Origin of the sequence: Brumimicrobium mesophilum (assembly GCF_003025005.1) — a bacterium.
Taxonomy (GTDB): domain Bacteria; phylum Bacteroidota; class Bacteroidia; order Flavobacteriales_D; family Crocinitomicaceae; genus Brumimicrobium; species Brumimicrobium mesophilum.
Genome location: NZ_PVSS01000009.1, coordinates 26,581 through 44,761, shown reverse-complemented (window position 1 = coordinate 44,761; position 18,181 = coordinate 26,581). Strand labels below are relative to the sequence as shown.

Annotated in this window: 18 protein-coding genes; 2 read left to right on the top strand and 16 right to left on the bottom strand. The window is 32.1% G+C overall.

Going from position 1 to position 18,181, the window contains the following annotated elements; all coding sequences use genetic code 11:
• Positions 1-12: 12 nt before the first annotated feature.
• From C6368_RS17300 to C6368_RS10370, 11 genes are all read right to left on the bottom strand, one after another.
• A complete protein-coding gene (locus C6368_RS17300) occupies positions 13-1,404 on the bottom strand; it encodes a peptidoglycan DD-metalloendopeptidase family protein (protein ID WP_159038550.1) in 1,392 nt (463 codons plus the stop codon).
• 118 nt (positions 1,405-1,522) lie between these two features.
• Complete coding sequence (locus tag C6368_RS10410) at positions 1,523-2,419, bottom strand: DUF6999 family protein (RefSeq protein ID WP_107039143.1); 897 nt, start codon at positions 2,417-2,419, stop codon at positions 1,523-1,525.
• A 9-nt stretch (positions 2,420-2,428) separates the two neighbouring features.
• Complete coding sequence (locus C6368_RS10405) at positions 2,429-4,057, bottom strand: 3-oxoacyl-[acyl-carrier-protein] synthase III C-terminal domain-containing protein (protein WP_199851623.1); 1,629 nt, start codon at positions 4,055-4,057, stop codon at positions 2,429-2,431.
• The gene (locus tag C6368_RS17390) at positions 3,945-4,277 is read right to left on the bottom strand and encodes a hypothetical protein (RefSeq protein ID WP_199851622.1); all 333 of its coding nucleotides are present in this window, start codon (positions 4,275-4,277) and stop codon (positions 3,945-3,947) included. Before C6368_RS17390 ends, C6368_RS10405 begins: the two co-directional genes overlap by 113 nt.
• 3 nt (positions 4,278-4,280) lie before the next feature.
• Complete coding sequence (locus C6368_RS10400) at positions 4,281-5,000, bottom strand: sterol desaturase family protein (protein WP_199851621.1); 720 nt, start codon at positions 4,998-5,000, stop codon at positions 4,281-4,283.
• A 93-nt stretch (positions 5,001-5,093) separates the two neighbouring features.
• Positions 5,094-5,579, bottom strand: coding sequence for a hypothetical protein (locus tag C6368_RS10395; RefSeq protein WP_159038549.1), 486 nt, complete (start codon positions 5,577-5,579; stop codon positions 5,094-5,096).
• A 158-nt stretch (positions 5,580-5,737) separates the two neighbouring features.
• Complete coding sequence (locus C6368_RS10390; RefSeq protein WP_107039141.1) at positions 5,738-6,133, bottom strand: hypothetical protein; 396 nt, start codon at positions 6,131-6,133, stop codon at positions 5,738-5,740.
• A gap of 35 nt (positions 6,134-6,168) precedes the next feature.
• Positions 6,169-7,230, bottom strand: coding sequence for an endonuclease/exonuclease/phosphatase family protein (locus tag C6368_RS10385; protein WP_107039140.1), 1,062 nt, complete (start codon positions 7,228-7,230; stop codon positions 6,169-6,171).
• A 154-nt stretch (positions 7,231-7,384) separates the two neighbouring features.
• Positions 7,385-8,857: a T9SS type A sorting domain-containing protein gene (locus C6368_RS10380; protein ID WP_107039139.1), complete on the bottom strand. Its 1,473-nt coding sequence runs from the start codon at positions 8,855-8,857 to the stop codon at positions 7,385-7,387.
• Positions 8,858-9,265: 408 nt separating this feature from the next.
• The gene (ypfJ, locus tag C6368_RS10375; protein ID WP_107039138.1) at positions 9,266-10,129 is read right to left on the bottom strand and encodes a KPN_02809 family neutral zinc metallopeptidase; all 864 of its coding nucleotides are present in this window, start codon (positions 10,127-10,129) and stop codon (positions 9,266-9,268) included.
• 90 nt (positions 10,130-10,219) lie between these two features.
• On the bottom strand, positions 10,220-11,215 hold the full coding sequence (locus C6368_RS10370) for a hypothetical protein (protein ID WP_107039137.1): 996 nt from the start codon (positions 11,213-11,215) through the stop codon (positions 10,220-10,222).
• A gap of 428 nt (positions 11,216-11,643) precedes the next feature.
• On the opposite strand from C6368_RS10370, the gene C6368_RS10365 reads away from it, so the two are divergent.
• Both C6368_RS10365 and C6368_RS10360 read left to right on the top strand, forming a co-directional pair.
• Positions 11,644-12,057 (top strand): OsmC family peroxiredoxin, encoded by a 414-nt coding sequence (locus tag C6368_RS10365; protein ID WP_107039136.1) that lies wholly within the window; start codon positions 11,644-11,646, stop codon positions 12,055-12,057.
• 540 nt (positions 12,058-12,597) lie between these two features.
• Positions 12,598-13,548, top strand: a complete 951-nt coding sequence (locus tag C6368_RS10360) for a YihY/virulence factor BrkB family protein (protein ID WP_107039135.1) — start codon at positions 12,598-12,600, stop codon at positions 13,546-13,548.
• Between the two features lie 128 nt (positions 13,549-13,676).
• On the opposite strand, the gene C6368_RS10355 is transcribed toward C6368_RS10360, so the two are convergent.
• The 5 genes from C6368_RS10355 to C6368_RS10335 all read right to left on the bottom strand — a co-directional run bounded on the left by C6368_RS10355 (position 13,677) and on the right by C6368_RS10335 (position 18,136).
• Complete coding sequence (locus tag C6368_RS10355; RefSeq protein WP_107039134.1) at positions 13,677-14,996, bottom strand: serine hydrolase domain-containing protein; 1,320 nt, start codon at positions 14,994-14,996, stop codon at positions 13,677-13,679.
• 191 nt (positions 14,997-15,187) lie between these two features.
• Positions 15,188-15,649, bottom strand: coding sequence for a MepB family protein (locus tag C6368_RS10350; protein ID WP_107039133.1), 462 nt, complete (start codon positions 15,647-15,649; stop codon positions 15,188-15,190).
• A gap of 285 nt (positions 15,650-15,934) precedes the next feature.
• On the bottom strand, positions 15,935-16,495 hold the full coding sequence (locus C6368_RS10345; protein WP_107039132.1) for a hypothetical protein: 561 nt from the start codon (positions 16,493-16,495) through the stop codon (positions 15,935-15,937).
• A gap of 124 nt (positions 16,496-16,619) precedes the next feature.
• Positions 16,620-17,459, bottom strand: a complete 840-nt coding sequence (locus C6368_RS10340) for a bifunctional helix-turn-helix domain-containing protein/methylated-DNA--[protein]-cysteine S-methyltransferase (RefSeq protein WP_107039131.1) — start codon at positions 17,457-17,459, stop codon at positions 16,620-16,622.
• Between the two features lie 98 nt (positions 17,460-17,557).
• The gene (locus tag C6368_RS10335; protein WP_107039130.1) at positions 17,558-18,136 is read right to left on the bottom strand and encodes an NAD(P)H-dependent oxidoreductase; all 579 of its coding nucleotides are present in this window, start codon (positions 18,134-18,136) and stop codon (positions 17,558-17,560) included.
• Between the last annotated feature and the right edge of the window lie 45 nt (positions 18,137-18,181).

Sequence of the window (18,181 nt, the reverse complement as noted above, 5' to 3'; positions counted from 1 at the left end):
CAATTGGCTCAATTACTTAACAAACTTTAAGGTCTTCTCTTGAGAATTTTTATCCATAACGGTGATAAAATAAATTCCTTTAGAAAACGCTTCTGTATTCACTTTTGTAATTCCCTTACTTTTATTTTCAGCACTATGAATTCTCTTACCTAAAGCATCTCTAACTTCAACTTTGATGATTCTAGATTCAGTTTTAATATTTAATATGTCTTTTACAGGATTAGGGTATATGCTCAAGTTTTTTAAATCATAATATTCTGTGTTTAAGTTACCCACGGTGAAATTATGTGTCAATACTTGACCTGTGCTCAATATACATTCAACTTTCCATAAGCCTTGGGAAGTCACATTTTTAGAATACCAATAATAAGATGCAACATAATCTTCTGATAAATTTTTGGTCCAAGTTTGATGGATAGAATTGTCTGGTTTAATAACTTTCAAAACGAAGCTTTCATTCAGCTGATCTTTTAGAAATACTGTAAAATAAACCGTTTGATTTGGTTGGAAATTGTCTTGTTCATTTGTAGTTTCCTGCGTCGGACAATTACTCAAATCAACAGGAGCGCTATTTGTTGTTAAGCCATTTATTGTTGGGTTCAAATAGGGTTTCTGATTTTCCCACCAAGATGTTGAATTCCATGTGTTCGATGGTCCAGCATAAGGGTCTATCAATTTATTTAAGGCATAGGAATCATCTTCATAAACTTCAAAATGCAAATGAGGTCCAGTTGAATTTCCGGAACTGCCCACAATTCCTAAATATTCCCCTTGGCTCACTGTAGAACCAATACTTTTTGAAGTAAGAGAGCCATTTTTGAGGTGTCCATACCATGCAACACTTCCATCGTTGTGTTTGACATAAACAGCGTTCCAAATATTGTTATTGAAATTGCAACTCCTGTCAAATTCACCATCATTTTTATAAATAATTTGACCATCTGAAGCGGCAATAACTCTCAAACCATCTTCATCTTGCATTTTCCAAGGAAATGGCCAAGTGAAAATATCTATTCCTTGATGATTGTATCCTGATTGTGTGTCATAAGTTCTCGTTCCACCCGAATAATCTGTTAATTGGTTTGGGTAATTTTGATTGTGATCGACATAATTGGAGATTCCCCAAATTTCATGATAATTAACATTGGTCGCTTGTTCTACTGGCCAAATAAAAAGAGAACTAGGAGTTCGTACATTCGATTGAATGTAATTATTTTGCTCAATTAAATTCTTCTTGCTTTCATTTAATTGGTGAATAATATTTTGTCTTTGTTCAGAAGTTAAACAAGGAGATTTTTCGTGATTGTGGTTGTATTCTCCTCCTCCAGATCCTTGAGCATGAATACTTAGCCCGATATTCGAAAGGAAAAAAACTACTAGTATTTTTGATAAAATGGGTTTCATAACTTCAATATTAGTGAATATAATCAGACTGCTCAAGAATACTAAAGTTGTTTAACTGTTTGTTCATGAGATGTGTAGTGTCTTATTTCTCATTTAAAGTTAAGAATAAAAATTGATTTTAGGTCTTAGGAGTTACAATTCCATCGATATTTTTATTGGTCTTCATTTTAACCAATACCTCGTGTAGCGTTTCTGCGGCTAATCCATGCAAAACCAATCTATATGCTGCACTGTAAGTTGTAACAGGAACCATCGGGTGTTTGTTGTTCACTAGACCTAAATGTCCAGGAGTTCCGAGAATTTGTGATGCATAAATAGCTATTGTTTCATCTAATTGAAGTGAGTTTGATGCTCGAATAAAATCATTAGAAGTTAAAAATAATTGATAAAAGGGAGTAAAAAGTTCTATTGCTGAACGCAAATCTAAAAAGTTGGTCCATTTATTTGGGAATTTGATGTGATCGAATTGATCTACCGTAATCATATCTAAATTGATTTTTTCAGGTGGAGTGATTGTAATGTTCTTCTCTTTCATTTGACTGTTTAGTCTTATTACGAAATTGTACAAATTCAAATCATGATTTAAAAACAAATCGTCCTTTACATCATTAAAATCTTTAGGTTTTAGAGGGTTTCCGTTGATTTCAATATTGGGGACATTCCCTTCTATAAACTGTAAAATTTCAGTTCCAACGTGAAAGTGTCTAAATATAAGCAGGTTTGCATCCGGACTTACAAATCTTTTGAGTCCCCAAGCTAATATACGATGCAAGAATTTTGAAGAATTGATCAATTTAGGGAAGAAAAACTTAAAAATGTGAATGAAAAACATTGTGATTTTGGAGAATAACTGAATCACAGGCATAAAATACCTCACAGATTTCGATGCGTTATCTCTCATCAAGGCCATTTTTGTGGTTTGATTAATTGGAATACTGTCATCTAAAAGTAACGCCAACCAAGGATTAGGATCTCTATCGTCGTGCGCTGAAATATCCATATTTTCGTTTATCATACTCTATTTTTAATAATTGCCTAATTCTTTCAACTGCAAAATGTATAATTTAGCTGTTGTTTTAGCAGTTTTTACAATTTTTCTAGCCACATCCATATTCATGCTCGGATGATTTAAAGCTTCTTCTAAGTTATGAAAATGATTTTCATCTGCTACACCATGATAAGTGAAAAAAGAAACTTGATTGTCTTTTAAATTCATCTGATCTTTAATCATTTCACCCCAGTATCCAGCGAGTCTCTTCCCGATTCCTTCTATGATAAACATTGCACCAAGCAAGTCAACAGGGTTGTTTTTACTCGCTTGTTGAAACATAAACGAAGTCAACGCCACGGTTCCAATGTTCTGTTCACCTGTTCTAATCATTTCAATGTTTTCACCTAAAGCTTCGTAATTTCTTTCCAACATTTGATAATCTTTGTGTTCTGCAGCGGTATGTTTTATGAATGCTGACCTTAATTCAAATAAATCGATATCTATATTAGAAGCCGCTCTAGAAATCCACAAAGAACCATCAATTACTTGTTGCCTCAAATCATGAAGTAATAATTTGTAATCCGAAATGCTCAATTTCCCGTCATGAATTTTAGTAATGATAGGAACTTTAAGTAATTCAGTCTCGAAATCAATCCAAATTTGTGCTAAATTTCTAATCAACCATTCAGAAGTTTCGTTTTTATCAATGACTAATTCTGGTGATTCAATTTCTCTAACTGGATATTTTTTTGAATTTGATTCTTCGTTTCCAACTACCGTTAACTGCATGAAAGAAGTGATGAACCTTCCACTTTCAGGAACCATACAAAGGATTTTATCTCCTACTTTCAATTTTTTCGAATACATCAATTCTTCTAACATAATAAAAATTGAGGCTGCTCCGGTATTTCCTTTTGTGGTAAGATTGCTGAACCATTTTTCATCAGTTATTTCTCCACCACCTTTTAGCATTAATTCTTTAATAGGTTCTTTGAAAATTTCAGATGAATAATGACAACATAACCAATCTATTTTGTTTTTCTTGACTTTCCCTTGATCTATTAAGTCGAAATAATGTGCAACTCCAGCTTTAATTACCTTGTCTAGTAATCGGGTGTCTTGCTTTAAATTTATTGCGCCGGCTTTTGAAGCTTCTTCATAACTAGGGTAATCTAACCAAGTTTGTTCCTCTTCATTCTTGTTGTCCGTTTTACCGGTGAACATACAAACAGGAAATTCGTTGGCATGAGATTTTAAATCAATCCAATCAATTTTCAAAGAGATTCCATTTTCGTTTTTTTTGTTTTGAAGTACCATTGCACCAGCTCCATCGGAAAGCATCCATCGAAGAAATTCGGAATCAAAAGGCAAAGAATCTACGCCTTGGGCTTCAAATCTTGAAGATTTAAATAGGCGAGAAGCCAATTCACTTCCCACACAAACAGCATTTTCCTTTTCTTCACTTTTAATCTGAGAATAAGCATTTTTCAAAGCCATCATTCCACTCGCACAAACACTTTGAAAGCTGGCTACTTCACATCGGTTGATGTCAAGTCCTGCATGAACCATACTTGCAAATCCCGGGATTGGGAGGTCCGCTTGAGTAGTTCCTGTGCATAAAAATTCGACATCTGCGGTCAATAATGCTTTTATACAAAGCATTATTGACCGCGTTTATTGCCAGTTGAGCATTCGAATGCGTAGTTTCTTGGTTTTTATTTAGTGCAAAATACCTGGATTTAATTCCGTTTTGCTTAAGAATACGATTTTTTGCTCGGCTGTCTTTACCATTTATTCGACCTAAATAGTCTTCCATTTCTTCATTCGAAATCGCTTCATTTGGTAAAAAAGTACCTGAACTTGTGATGTAAACTTCTTTCATATTTTATTTATTATTCTTGGAAAATAATTTGTCCAAAAAGTTAAGCGAAAAACCATAATTTTTTCTTCCTCTGCTGTGGTGTTCGTTGTGATAGGTGCCAAAAAGACTCCAATCAGCTCCTTTTCCACCTCCAAATCTATAATTGCAATGACCTGCGAAATTTAAGAGGATGCTAACCAAAGGAAATAGAAAGACAGCTATTATTGAAAATGGAATGAAAGGTACTATGGTGAGTGGAATTGTGCTCAATAATAATGCTTCAATCCAATGGAAGCTAAAAACCGAGTAAACAGTTGGAACAGTTGATTTATGATGAATATAATGAACTTTTTTCATCATAAATTTGTGGTGCATAATTCGATGAACGATGTAAAAATGAATTTCATTCCATAAAGTAAGGATGCCCAATCCAATGAAGATATTCAACCAAGTGTTTGGCAGTAGTTCAATCGTATCAATCCGGATTAAATAGATAATAGGAATGATTGAAAATCCAAAAACAAAGATTGATATTAATGAATGCTTAATTTCAAATTTGATTTGTTTTTTTGAAACGTCCTTTTCTATGATTTTATGAAGTATATTCTTCCTTTCTAAAAACTTACAAATAGCTAAGAAAAGTGAGCCAACACCAAAATACAAAATCATAAAATAGATTACCGTCAAACCAAATAACAATGGATAAGAGTGATTGGATAAAATATTTTCGATTAGAATTTCCAAGTTTAGAATTTTTACAGTAGTTAAACTAGGTTTAACGTAAAAAGGATGGATTTGTTGCTTTTGTTGTGTGTATTATTTATTGTGTGTTTTATTTTAACTAAGTTTTCTTTTCAAGAAATAAATTCCATGAACAATCATAAAAATCACTTCGAAAGCAAAAAGATGGTAAAAATAATTAAGATCACTTCCAAAATACCAATCCATGTGAAGATTTAAACTCATACTGAGTTCAAAGAGCATTTTAATTCCTGTGAATTGAGCCACATATAGCGCTAGTTTAATAATTGTACTCCATGCTAATACATAAACTATATATTTGTACTTTTTTAAAACTTCCGATTTTTTTTGGTACTCAGTTGCACTTATTATTTTGAAAATAGGAATGAAAACTAGTGATAAAAATGAAGTTGAGACGAATAGATAGAGAATAATCATGCTCCAAAATTTTATTAATGAAACAGGAAAGGGAGAGTAAACATGCAACGATTGCTCAATTTCTACATGACCTAAAATAACCAAGAGGAGAGAAACAAAAAATGCTACTGTTATGGGAGTTATATTCGTTTTTAAATGTCTCACTATATTTCTCTTTAAATATATAATATCGCCCTAACTATCCAGGTAAAACAACTCTCTTCAAATCTTTCCCAATGCGTTTTATGAAATTTTTTTCAAGTTTTGAAATGATTTCTGGACATCCTCTTTCAAAATCTTCACATCTAATTTTAACTTTTTGGTCATAAAAAAAAAATCTCAACTTCAAGCATACTGTTGCATGAGGTTGAGCTTTCGTACAAGGAGTCCATATCAAAAATGGAATTATTATTTAACCTATGAAAAATAGATAAAGCAATGCTATCTTCTAAAATTACTTTATGCTTTTTCTCAAAGTCGAACTCCACTTTTGTGTTTTTAGTCTCTTTTGGTGTGAAAGTCAGTTTATTTCCTGAAAGCTCGAAAGAATCGTAATGAAATGCTCCTCTTCGCAAGATAATTTTTAGATGGGGTAAATCATTTGATGTCAATCTTGAAATGTCATAAGGATTTTTATCAAGTGAAATAGAATCATTGTTTTGTACACATCCTGTCACTAAAATAATTGTAAGGAGGAAGAACTGGAATTTTCTATTCATGCATTTTTCAGTTATTTCTCAATGTTATCCAGGTCTTATCTTTTTTCGCTTTCTTCTTCTTTTCCCTCTTGAATAATTTCTTCCGTTTCTTCATTTTCATTACCAGAAATTTCTTCAACTTCATCTTTTTGACTGTCATCCGAGCGGTCAATGCATAAAATGCAACAAATAGGGAAGTGGTCTGAACCTACATTTTCCTTTACATTTAATTCTTTGAGAAACATATTCGGAGAATGAAAGACCAAATCTAAGGGCGCTCTGAAAAACCAATATTTGGCATGAAATGAGGCCAAAATTCCCCTTCCGTGCCTCCCATCAATTAAGCCGCTATTTTTACGAAATAATTTCGAGATGTTTGACCATGCCACTGTATTGAAATCCCCTATTACTAATGTAGGTTTATCAAATTCTTTAACTTTCTTGGCTACACACAACAAGTCTCCATCACGTTCTTTAGAGTTAGCCTCTTCTGTAGGACTTGGTGGAGGAGGATGAACGAAAAACACGGCGAAATCTTCATCATTTTCATTTTTGAAATGAACTTCGATACTTGGTACGTCATCTGCTACAAAATAGTGAACCGTAATTTCTTCAAATGGAATTTTCGAATAAAGATGCATTCCATAGGTGTTTTCAAGTGTAATTTTCTTGGTATGAGGATAATCTTCTTCATGAACACGCATTGCTTTTTCCCAATCTGAGTTACTTTCAATGGTTAAAAAAATGTCGGGATCTTCCTTTCTAATGAACTTATTAAATCTTTCAAATTCTTTATTGAATTGATAAATATTTGCAGAAATAATTTTGACTCCTTTTAAATCGCTAATATCTTGCCCACGTTTTTTATAGAATCTAGTATAGCGGAAAAATAAATAAAAATGATAAATAATTAAAGCCAACTGTAATAAGAAAACTACCCAAAATAAAGTGTTTACTTCAGTAAAAATACCTAATCCAACAATGGCTGTCATATGAAGAAATAGGAGCTGTAAACTAAGGAATTCTGGAACACGAAAAACCCAGTGCTGATTTGGAACAAAAGGCAACAAGCTCAAAAGAACTAAAAATATCGATAATACTAGAAAAAATACTCCCACGTAAGTTGTTTATACAAAGTTAAAATAATTACGAATATATGAACCGTTAAGTAAGCTTTGTGCGTAGACTTAAAAAACAAAAAAAAACTGACCATTCCCTCAATACTAATATTTTCTTGAGTTTATGGTCAGCTTCAATTCTAATTGAGTGTTATTATTTAATCATTAATTTTTTTGTCAAGCTATTTTCTTTGTTTGTGAATTTTAACAAATACAAACCATTAGGAAATGATAAATCTATTTTGTTTTCACCATCAATTAACTTTTCAGTTTTCAATAGTTTACCGCTAATATTAAAAAATTCGACAGTTTCAAAATTCGAATCATTGGTAATGTTGATTCTGTTCTGAGCTGGATTTGGGTATAAATTGATATTTTCTAATTTAAATTTATCAGTTGATAGAATTCCGCAAGACCAATTACTAAAATCAACAGTTCCTAAAGTTACATCATCTACATTGTGGAATACAACATCTTCTATTTCAGTAGAGTCGGCCGCTTGGTTAGATTCTATCCAACAATTTCCCATAGCGCTAATGTCTAGCGGAGTATTGTTGTAGATTGCAAATATTTCTCCATTGTTTCCGTTGTCAGAAAAAAGGTTGTTTCCAAGATCACCAGTTGTTCCAAGATCAGCTGAAGCTTGACCAATTACGGTAATTCCCCAGATGTTCCCACGAATTTTATTTTCACGTATGATGATATTCTGTGAGTCATCACTACTATTTAATGAAATTCCACTTCCTCCTAAATTAGGGTCATTTTGAGAATCATTGTCTTCAATAATATTGTCTTTTATCAATACATTTGCGTTTGCACCTAAAACAGATAAACCATATCTATTGTCAATGATTACGTTTGCCTCTATAATTGCATTGATATCTGCTCCAACAAAATTAGATACACCAATTCCACCAGCCATTGTCATAGCTCTATCACCAAGAATAGTATTTCCAATAATCCTTAAAGTATCAGTACCAGTTGGTCCCACATTTATTTGAGGGCGGTTTTGATTTGACTGACAATTTTTTTCTATCCAGTTATTAATGATTTGTGCGGCTACATTTTGATTTGCTCCCGAACCAACTGCAGGCAAGTCATTCATATAAAATGTGTTGTTTTTTATTACAGCAGCACCTCTTGATAACGAAATTACTGCACCTGTTGAAACTCCTGAGACATTATGAGCTAGATAACTATCTTCAATTTCGAAGTCTTCCGTTAGAACTCTTAAACCACCTGTATAGGTTATTTCAGAATTTTTTATTGATCCAATAGAGAATTCTTCAAAACGAATACCTTCTGCTGGATTCAAGGTATCTGTAGAACTAAGCACAAACTTCGGATTGTTTTGACCAGCATCAATAACTAGACTCCCCTCAATGGTTATTCTTTTATCGGAATCAACGAATAAAGTGTCTGAAGTCGTAATTTCTAAAACATCGGTAGTTGAAATGATTAAATCATCACTCAGGATGTATTTTGTTCCATCAAAGGTTAAAATTGATGGGTCTAAAGCAGATAGAGTGGTTAAGTCATAATTTTGACCTGTTCCTGGTGTTGTCAATTGCGCATAACTTGCGGCACTTGCTAAAACACCAAAAGCGAAAAGTGTAATTTTTCTCATGTTATTTTTTTTTAATGATTATTCAAAAACACTAAATACCATAGGAAAACTGTTTTTCTATGGTATTTAGTGTTGTTACTGAAGCAAAGGTATCTATTTTAAAGGGTTTTGTCCGAATAGAACCGAACGAAATAAGTTACTTTTTGTTAACCTTTTAATTTCAATCAATTATAATTAAGTCATGAAATTACTACCATAATTATTACCGTTTTAGGTACTTTTTGAGGCTGTTTTATTGATGAAAAAATTGCGAACTATTGAATGTTAATTTGTAAAAAGGATTTTTGCAAAAGTGCTTATTCTTCGTTTTATATAACGATATTCTCTAATGTCAAATGGTTAAATAAAAAAATATCAGCATGTAGTTGGTACAAACTTCGCAGTTAGTTGATTTACCCCTCGAAGATGTTACAAATCATCACTCGAATAGGTATCTCCTTGTCTAATGTCACCAGTTTTAAATCCTTTTGTGAACCATTTTTTACGTTGAGCAGAAGTTCCATGAGTGAAGGAGTCGGGTGTTACATTTCCTCTTACTCGCTTTTGAATGGCATCATCTCCCACGGCATGGGCTGCACTTAACGCTTCATCGATATCTCCTTCTTCGAGATATTGCTTCATGTGATATGCCCAAACTCCAGCATAAAAATCCGCTTGCAATTCTTGTTTTACGGTCATTTTATTGGCTTCGACTTGTGATTTTTTGGATTGAATTTGACGAACTTTTGCTGTGATTCCTAATATTGTCTGAACGTGATGTCCAACTTCGTGAGCAATTACATAAGCCATTGCAAAATCTCCTCCTTTAGCTCCATACCGGGTTTCAAGTTCTTGGAAAAAATCTAAATCCATATATACTTTTTTGTCTCCTGGACAGTAGAAAGGACCAGATGCTGAAGTTGCATTTCCACAAGCTGTAGAAACTTGCCCAGTAAATAAAACCATACCTGGTTCTTCGTAAACCATATTGTTTTCTTGGAAAATTTTGTTCCAAACATCTTCTGTGTCTTGGAAAACAGTTGCTACGAAATCTCCAATTTCAACTTCCTCAGCAGAAAGTTCTCGTTGTTCAGAATTTACCATTCCCGATGAGGAGGATTGATTAAACTGTTCTAAAATAGGAGCAATTTGCTTTCCAGTTTCTCCACCGAATACACTTACTAAAAGGATGATTATTCCAATCAAACCACCTCCACCTAGAATTTTAGACTTAGAACTAATTCCTCGTCTATCATCTACGTTACTGCTTTTTCTTCTTCCTTTCCACTTCATAGCTATGGTCTTAATTTTGAATGTAAAAATATAGAATGTAGTGGATTAATTAATCAATGTGATGCTTTTTTTAAGAGTTTAGCAATTTTATTATTGATAAATAATTTCCATAATTTCATTTGCTACATGAGGCCTAAAATGTGAAGTTTCGTAAAAATTATGAATTGGCTCAGTAAAACTGTTTTTACCTGAGAAATTAAAAATATTTTCACTGCCAAATATTTCATTCAATAGGTCAATTTGATCCTGTTCAACTGGAACTTGGTCATAAATAGGTGATAACACTATTTTGTAGTTAGTGTTATGTTGAACAAAAAGCTCTTTCATCAATTTTAGTTGCTCTATTTCCTCTTTAGTAACCTCAGGTTTCCGATTGTTTGGTTTAGGTCTTTCGTAAAAGACACCTTGTTCAATAAGGTCTTTGTAATACCCTAAGGAATCTTCTTCAATTTCCCTGTCATATCCATACCATATGTCCCCATTTTTGCGATTCATTAAAAATGGATATTCACGAGTATTGATAAAATTGCCCATATATTCTCTATGCTTTTTAAATATTGCGTAATCGATATAAGCCAGTAAAAATTTAGGGTACAGTGAAGCCTTTAGAAATTCCGAATAGTATTTTACATACGATCCCTTAGAAATTTCAGGCATGGCAATGAATAACACTCCGTCCCTAGGTCTTGTTTCTGATAGTCCATGTCTATCCAAAATAACTAAAGCGTTTTTTATAGAATCACCATTCTCATTAATAAACTGCATTTTCTTCAATATGCCCCATATCCCCTCGGCTGAAGCATCGAAATGTAAGGGTTTAGCATCTTTAGGTAAATGTTCTTTCCAATTTTCACATTTAAATGCGTGTGATCTTGAGCTTCCAAATAAAAAAGAATCATATTTCTCTTCTTCTCTTAAATGAATATATGTTTTAGTAGTCATCGTTCCACGATTGACTGCAGTTCTTTGATCAAGGTGATACTCTGGAAAACCAAAAACTTGGAAGAAATCAAAATATGCAATGGGCAAAACAATTATTGCAATAGGTGCTAGGAATAGAAGGAATCTAGTAAGAAGTTTTTTCATTTTTTTTGAATTGAAAATTTTAAATTGTGGCCTCTTTACCTAACTCTAAAATAATCAAAATTATTAGTTAATAAATTACTTTCATCCTAAAGTCAAGATTTTAAAAAGCCAAAAAATAATTGTACTTAAATTTGAATTAAATCTTTTATAAAATGAGAATCTTTAGACGAAACAAAAGTAGTAATAAACCACTTATCAGACAAGTACGTATAATCACTATATTCTAATTTTGATTTCACTTGGTTTATCTAATATCTTAAGTCTATTTTTTATACTGAAGTGGGGTAACTAAACAGGATGTTTGGAAATTAAAATGAAGTTTCGTTTAAAGAGAATATATATTGATTTATTTCATCACTTTAACATTGTTTATCACTATCAAAGAAACCTAATTCATACCTTAGGAGTTCATCAAATAATGACAAATTATGGAAAGAAAAGCAATAGCCGTTTGGAGCGGAAATGGAAAAGAAGGAAAAGGCCATTTAACAACTCAAAGTAAAGTTTTAGATGAAACCAATTATTCTTACAAAAGTAGATTTGAAGATGGAAAAGGAACCAATCCAGAAGAATTGATTGCAGCTGCTCACGCAGGATGTTTCACGATGAAATTAACATTCAACTTACAAGAGGCAGGATATACCGCAGATACCCTGGAAACTTCAGGTTCTCTTACATTTGAAGACGGTAAAGTTGTTTCTTCAAATCTAAAACTGACAGCCAAAGTTGATGGAATTAAAGAAGATGAGTTCTCGAAATTAGCAAAGGATGCCGAAGAGAATTGTCCAATTTCATTGTTGTTAGATACCAAAATAAATTTGGATTACACCTTGAATAAGTAGATGGTATTCTAAATGCGGAATTTTGATTAATCTCAATATTCAAAATCAAATTTAGAAGCGGAATTTCCAATGGGATTTTCCGTTTTTTTTTAATCAATAAAATGAATTTTTGTTAAACTGCTCCACATCAGGTTGAACAGCTACTAGCTGAAAAGAATGTATTTATTAGGAGTTTTATTATCAATCTTTTGTTGCCTTAATCCCTCAATTGAAGTTTCGCTGAACAATAACAGATAAAACCCATTTTTTTTCAATGGCAAACCTTTAGTGTATTGGAAAAAGCAAATCAATTTCTAAAATAGACCAGACTATTATGGGTTGAAAAATTAGATTTGGAACTTGAATTTCAATTCTTCTACCTTTTTCATTTTTCTGAATTGCGACTACATTGTTCTCATTTTGTTAAATATTATAAATTTTAAAATCCAATTTATTAATTTTCAGTATTATTAATTGTAATTATTAGAAATGGTTTTGGAATTCGTTTAAATCACTGATTAGCTATTCGATTTAAAATATTTTTCACTCAAATATCACTATATGTTTCAAAAAATAAAAACCGCATTAAATCCTATTATCGAAGTTGTAAAAACGATTATTTCTGGAGTAGGCTCTCATAGTTTAATGACTTTTGCCGCTGCAATAGCATTTTACACCATATTTTCATTGCCAGGTTTGATTATAACAATCATTATTGTTGCCGGAGTATTTCTCGGAAAGGAAGCTGCAACTGGTGAATTAACAATGCAGTTAAGCGAATTTATTGGACCTGATATTGCACAGTCAATTTCTGAAATTATTGTTCAAGTAGATATGTCATCAGATAGTACACTTCAGACAATATTTGGAGTAGGAACTTTGGTATTCTCTGCAACAACCATATTCATGAGTTTACAAGAAGGTTTAAATAAAATTTGGGATGTGGTTGCGCAGCCTAAAAGGGGTTTTGTTAAGTTTCTTGTGAATAGGGTGTTATCTCTTGGGATGATTGTTGGAATGGGGTTCATTTTTATCGTATCTTTAATTAGTGACACTTTACTAGAATTGTTTTTTGGTAAAATTCAAAGTTTAATAGGAAGCGAACCAAGTTTACTTTTAAATATTACAAGTAGTATTGTTTCATTCGCAGTTGTATTCGCAATCATCGGAATGATATTTAAATTTCTTCCTGACGTAATTTTAAAATGGAAAGATGTTGGATTGGCAGCATTAATCACAGCTGGATTATTTATTTTAGGAAAGTATGGAATACAATATTATTTATCAACTAGCGATTTTGCTGAAACATACCAAGCAGCTGGATCTATTGTAGTTTTATTGATTTGGGTTTATTATTCAACTGTCGTTATTCTTCTTGGGGCGGAAATAACCAGAGCAATTATGATTTACAAAGGTAGACCAATTCGCCCTGCGGAGCACGCCAAAAAAGTTTCTGTTAAGCAAGTTGATTACGATACTTATAAATCAAATTTCTACGATAAAGATAAATAATGATTAATTATTAACGCGATATTCACTCATATTGAGCTATATAAGTCGAATTGATTGAATATTGCGTTTTCTTTACAACGCACTACTATTGGTCCATTCGGCATACAATAATAATTATCCATTAAGCGTTATTTTTTTCTAAACAAAAAGTCTCTACCATCTTGATTTAGAATCATTTCATTTCTTGTCGGAATAAAAGTGAAGATTGCTCCAGCCTGATCAAATTTAAACTCATGCTCACCTGTTGCAACTAAAATTAATTCTGGTTGATCTGTTCCTTGGGCAATTAATTTGTTTTCATTTCTGGAAATTTTAATTTTTATTGGAATTTCATCTGAAGAATAAGTGCCAATATAATGTTCTAAAATTTCAGACCTCACCTTATATTCTTGAAAGGAAGGAATCGCGAAAGGTTCGTTATTTATGACATTGAGTACTCCATTAGTGATAAAATTTAAATCAATGTCTAAACCGTTGGAAATAACTGAATATGATATCTTTCCTTTTGAAAAATGATAAAAACTAGACTTGAAGCCATCAATTGCTCCGTCATGGCCATAACCCATTTTATTTTTAAAAGAAAAAGAGAATAATCCAACTCCATAATCTTCTTTTATTGTTTTCATAAGGTTTACACTCTCAGAATTTAAGAGTGATCCAGCAAAAAGGGCATCACTAAATTTAACTATATCTGAAGGAGTGGAAACTATTCCTCCAGCTCCTAATGGAATAGACATGTCACTTTCTACTTGTTCTTGCCAACCTTCATTGTAATAATAAGATTTAGCATCCTTACTTAAAGTACTTATTTTAGACCCCATAAAAGTGTTGTTTAATCCTAAAGGCTGAGTAATATATTTAGAAAGAATTTCATCCAATGTTTTGTCGTAAATTTTTTCGAGAATGAGGGTCAACAATACATAGTTAGAATTACTATACTCAGCCTTCTTGCCTGGTTTAAAGTCACTACCGCCATCAGCAATGATTTGTATTAATTCTTCTCGGGTTTTTGGCAGAGTGTAATAGTTCACGAAATTTTTATCGTTGGTGAAATTTGAAATTCCACTACTGTGATTTAATAATTGTAGGATTGAAATCTGCTCAGCGTGTTTTATTGATGGAAAGAACTTGTCAATGTGTTGATTTATAGTCAATTTTCTATCTTCTATTGCATTCAATACCAAAACTGCAGTAAAAGTTTTGGAGATTGACCCAATTCTAAATTTTGTTTCATGAGTATTTCTAATTTGGTTTTTAACATCTGAAAAACCAACTGATTTAGTATAAATTATAATGCCGTTTTGGGATACTGCAACACTTCCCATAAATTTATTATTCTTTTCTAATGTGTTAAAATATCCATCTAGTTTCTTTTTATCAAAGCTTTGTGATAAAGAGAATGAGCTGAAAAAAACAATAATCAGTGCGAAAAATAGGTGGTTTTTCATCTTGCTATTATTAGTTAGAATGGTGCTTAAATCTTAAACTTTTGGAATAAATATAAAGAAATTATTTGTAAAGTATTAAAAACTAGTTGAGTAAATTGGTTTGGGCTGCAGTTTTAAATTGGTTTCCTTTTTTTTTGAATAATAAATAACAGGGTTAAAAGGGTATATTCTTTTAAGAATACCTTATCAAATCAATTGGCTATTTTCAATTCAAAAAAATACTTGATTTGCCATTCTTGAGTTTTAATCGCCTGTTTACTCATTGGTAAATCCCAAAGAGGATAAACCCTAATTCCACGTTTTCCGTCTTTACGCTCATCAGATATAATCTTTTTTTGATGCAAAACAGCTTTTGGAAATATAAATACACCAAATGATTCTTCTTTTTGGACTAATATTATAAAGAATTCAAAATCATCAACAATATTATAGGGCGAAGTTATTCCTTCATTATTACGCTTCCAAATAGTTACAAATTGCCCGGTTTTCGTAGGTGTGATTTTAGCTTTTCTAAAGATTACTTTTTGACCATCCAATTGAAATGTGTGAGCTAAATATTCTTTACTCTCTGACTCAGATACAATGTTACTTATTTTCTTCCCTTGAGGTATGAAAAGTTTTGCGTCGAGAAGTTCTATTTCTGGAATGTCCATATTAACTATAAATTTTTAATTGCTTTCTTCGTTTCTAGATTTTATATGAAATATCGCAGACATTACGATAGCTGTAAGTCCAATGAGTAAAAAAAAGCCATGAAAAAGAACATTAAAATTATCTAAATCACTTAAACTTAAAATAGTTAGAAATATTCCAGATATTAAAAGTTTTGTCGGTTTGCTTAATTTCATGGCTGCTTTTTATAAGGTACAAGTTTAATTAATTCTTAAGAATTTAAATAGGAATTGGGACTTGTAAAATCATACAATTGAACTTCTATTTTAATCTTCAAATTTTATCAAATATCTCATTCTATCTTGATTGAAACGATTCCGGTACAGTTGTTTTTCTTTTGTGAAATTTGGAAATAATTTCTTGTTTAAGAGATAACTCAATAAGATTAGGGCAATAAATATCGCCAAATTGACTATTTCATAAGCTTCAAAATTATAATCAAATGATAAAATGACACCTACCAATCCAATACTATATATAACCATGATGGCTACATAAGTACCTTTGTAATATCTGGCTACACCAATCAGAAACAGAATACTCATTAAAAGTGAAATTCCTTGAAACCAATTTGATTCACCATCACTATAGTTCCAAATAAGTGTAAGTATCTTGAGAATAATGGTGAAAACGATGATTAGCATCAAATTCCCATTCATGATTTTAAATTTTATTCTTGCATTTAAAGAAGCTATTGTTTGAACTATTCTTCCTAAATCATCGCTAGAAATCTTATTTTCGGATTTAAGGATATCATAAGTTTCTTGCTTTGATAATCCATTAGAAACATGAATTCTAGCAGCTTTACGTAATTGTCGTTTTGTCATAGATTTGAAGAATAGTAGTGTAAATTTATAAAGTTAATCGGAAACAAGTAATGGTTGCACGTGATAAATATCTAAACTGTTTTTCGTTCACCATTCATGACTAACTATTCCTCTAACAAGATTTTCACTTTTCAATTGCCTTCTCCCATCCAATTATAGCCGCTTTCCGTGTTTTTCCCCACATATATCCTCCAAAAGCTCCCGTCGCTTTAATTACTCTATGACAAGGAATCAGAAATGCAATGGGATTACTGCCAATTGCCGTTCCTACTGCTCTTGCCGCTTTTGGATTGTCAATTTTCTTGGCTAACTTCCCATAAGTTGAAAGTTTTCCTGTTGGAATGGCCAAGAGTGCCTCCCAAACTTTGAGTTGAAAATCTGTTCCTTTTAAATGCAGTTTTATTTTGTCAATTTCCGTCCAATCTTCTGTGTAAATCTTTAATGCATTTTCTTGAATAGCATCGCTTTGTAGGATAAACTTTGCATTTTGAAAACGGTTATTTAGTTCAGAGAATGCTATTTCTGAGTCATCTGAAAATCCCATATAGCAAATTCCTTTTGATGTAGATGCTACCAATAATTTTCCAAATGGGCTTTCTCCGAAACTGTAGTTAATGGTAAGATTTTCTCCTTTGTTTTTGTATTCTCCCGGAGTCATTCCTTCAATATTCACGAATAAATCATGCAACCTTCCTGTTCCGGAGAGTCCAGTTTCTATTGCAGCATCAAATAAGGTTGATTGATGCGTTCCCAATATTTGTTTTGCATGATGAACGCTAATGAATTGTAAAAATTTCTTAGGACTCACGCCAGCCCATTCCGTGAACAAACGCTGAAAATGGAATGGACTTAAATTGATTTTCTTTGCAATTTGGTCAAGCGTAGGTTGATTTTTGTAATTTTCTTGAATGAATTCAATTGCCTCTGCTATTCGCTGATAATTTAGAATTGCTTGCTCATTCATACACTTTAGTTTTAATTCTGTAAATGTAGAAATGTTTTTAATGACTCGAAACCCGATAATTGCTAAATAATAGAAGTAAGAATTTTGTCCTTATTAGATTATTTCAATTGCTCACCTAACAGCTCCACCTTTTTCAACCATTTTTCTCTAAAAGTTGCATTTGAACCTTTAATAGAACTTATGAAAGTAACTTTTACTCGATTGATTCCGCAAAATTTCAAAGTTCCTTTCTTAAATTGATTGATAGTTGGACGCTTCATAATTAGAAAGTCATACCATCTTGGGGTGTCTGCAGTAATTATTATTCTTGAGGATTTTCCTTTCAATAACTTTTCTGGAAATGGTTTTCCTTCAATAGGTTGATAAGTAATTCCTGGGAGAAAAGTTCTATCGATAAATCCTTTCATTAAAGCGGGATAGCCGTACCACCACATTGGAAAAACCCATACAATATGGTCCGCATTTTTAATTTTCTCTATTGCATCCAATAAATCTGGTTCTAATTCCATTCTTTTACGATAACCGTATGTTAGGTTCGGATTAAACTTTAAATCAGCTATATTTATTTGACTCAATTGAACATCTGTTTTGGCAGCTCCATTTAAATATGCTTCCGATAATGCGTAATTGTAACTTTCTTGGTCTGGATGTCCATTAATAATTAAAACTTGTTTCATGATTGCTTATTTTTATTTCTGCAAAGTTCAACAAGTAAAAATAGA

Bases quoted from the DNA above. Each gene is read 5' to 3' on its own strand.
- C6368_RS17300 (WP_159038550.1), bottom strand. From the start codon at position 1,404: ATGAAACCCATTTTATCAAAAATACTAGTAGTTTTTTTCCTTTCGAAT.
- C6368_RS10410 (WP_107039143.1), bottom strand. From the start codon at position 2,419: ATGATAAACGAAAATATGGATATTTCAGCGCACGACGATAGAGATCCT.
- C6368_RS10405 (WP_199851623.1), bottom strand. From the start codon at position 4,057: ATGCTTTGTATAAAAGCATTATTGACCGCAGATGTCGAATTTTTATGC.
- C6368_RS17390 (WP_199851622.1), bottom strand. From the start codon at position 4,277: ATGAAAGAAGTTTACATCACAAGTTCAGGTACTTTTTTACCAAATGAA.
- C6368_RS10390 (WP_107039141.1), bottom strand. From the start codon at position 6,133: ATGAATAGAAAATTCCAGTTCTTCCTCCTTACAATTATTTTAGTGACA.
- C6368_RS10380 (WP_107039139.1), bottom strand. From the start codon at position 8,857: ATGAGAAAAATTACACTTTTCGCTTTTGGTGTTTTAGCAAGTGCCGCA.
- ypfJ (WP_107039138.1), bottom strand. From the start codon at position 10,129: ATGAAGTGGAAAGGAAGAAGAAAAAGCAGTAACGTAGATGATAGACGA.
- C6368_RS10370 (WP_107039137.1), bottom strand. From the start codon at position 11,215: ATGAAAAAACTTCTTACTAGATTCCTTCTATTCCTAGCACCTATTGCA.
- C6368_RS10365 (WP_107039136.1), top strand. From the start codon at position 11,644: ATGGAAAGAAAAGCAATAGCCGTTTGGAGCGGAAATGGAAAAGAAGGA.
- C6368_RS10360 (WP_107039135.1), top strand. From the start codon at position 12,598: ATGTTTCAAAAAATAAAAACCGCATTAAATCCTATTATCGAAGTTGTA.
- C6368_RS10355 (WP_107039134.1), bottom strand. From the start codon at position 14,996: ATGAAAAACCACCTATTTTTCGCACTGATTATTGTTTTTTTCAGCTCA.
- C6368_RS10350 (WP_107039133.1), bottom strand. From the start codon at position 15,649: ATGGACATTCCAGAAATAGAACTTCTCGACGCAAAACTTTTCATACCT.
- C6368_RS10345 (WP_107039132.1), bottom strand. From the start codon at position 16,495: ATGACAAAACGACAATTACGTAAAGCTGCTAGAATTCATGTTTCTAAT.
- C6368_RS10340 (WP_107039131.1), bottom strand. From the start codon at position 17,459: ATGAATGAGCAAGCAATTCTAAATTATCAGCGAATAGCAGAGGCAATT.
- C6368_RS10335 (WP_107039130.1), bottom strand. From the start codon at position 18,136: ATGAAACAAGTTTTAATTATTAATGGACATCCAGACCAAGAAAGTTAC.